The sequence below is a fragment of the Megasphaera sp. SW808 genome (genome assembly GCF_012027795.1).
In the GTDB taxonomy this organism is placed as follows: Bacteria; Bacillota; Negativicutes; order Veillonellales; family Megasphaeraceae; genus Megasphaera; species Megasphaera stantonii.
This window is the reverse complement of sequence record NZ_SJOT01000061.1, coordinates 1-537: the sequence shown is the minus strand read 5'-3', so window position 1 is coordinate 537 and position 537 is coordinate 1. Positions and strand designations below refer to the sequence as shown.

1 protein-coding gene is annotated in these 537 nt (G+C 46.4%); it reads right to left on the bottom strand.

Features of this window, described 5'->3' with window-relative positions:
* The coding region (locus E0L13_RS11700; protein WP_168062593.1) for a phage holin family protein at window positions 1–444 on the bottom strand (444 nt) is incomplete at its 3' end.
* Window positions 445–537 lie beyond the last annotated feature (93 nt).

Sequence of the window (537 nt, the reverse complement as noted above, 5' to 3'; positions counted from 1 at the left end):
CTTCTTTATCACCCTCTTTTCCGTGGCTATCTGCGCCAGACATCTTCTCAGAAACTCAGGGATGTACTGGCCGTAGCCCATCTTGTCAATATTCTCTACAATGCTCAACGCTTCAATAATCGCAAATCCCCCAATAAACATCGTCCTGACCATGTGCGTATGCATCGCAGCATCCAGCAGGACACCCAAGCCCACCACCAGAATCATGGCTGCTTTTTTGAATAGTCCTCGTGTTGCAATGGAAGACATAAAGCTGTGTGTCTTGAATGCCCCGACGAATCCTGTGAGGATGTCGAGGGAAGTCAGAATCACCAGTGCGGTAATCTGCTCGTCAAAGCCACCTACTATATGCTCCAAGACCAACCAAAGGAATGAAAAAAGGACACCCACCTTAATCTCAGTGGATGTCCATAAGTTCCATAACATTGTCATCATCTTTTTCATTATTCCTCACCTTCGGTATCAATTTGTTTCCAGCCCTGCGGATAAGCAATAGGCGACCAGACGTTGTTGTCGATGAGGGATTCATAGATGTGT